Genomic DNA, 258 nt, shown 5'->3' with positions numbered 1-258 from the left:
TACCCCCGCCGTTAACGGGTCCTTCGTCCCCTTGTAAGGGGTGTTCAGATACCCGCACTGGGCAGGATTCAGTGACCGTACGAGTCCTTTCGGATTTGCGGTCACCTATGTTGTTACTAGACAGTTGGAGCGCCCGAGTCACTGCGACCTGCCCCTTTGCAGGGCAGGCATCCCTTATTGCGAACGTACGGGACTAACTTGCCGAATTCCCTAACGTCGGTTACTCCCGACAGACCTTGGCTTTCGCCGCCACGAGTA

Annotated in this window: 1 rRNA gene; it reads right to left on the bottom strand. The window is 57.0% G+C overall.

Going from position 1 to position 258, the window contains the following annotated elements:
- Positions 1-258 (bottom strand): 23S ribosomal RNA (locus C493_RS23610); the annotation flags it as partial.

The sequence above is a fragment of the Natronolimnohabitans innermongolicus JCM 12255 genome, from assembly GCF_000337215.1.
In the GTDB taxonomy this organism is placed as follows: Archaea; Halobacteriota; Halobacteria; order Halobacteriales; family Natrialbaceae; genus Natronolimnohabitans; species Natronolimnohabitans innermongolicus.
The sequence above is the reverse complement of the archived record's forward strand: the minus strand, read 5'-3'. Positions and strand labels throughout refer to the sequence as shown.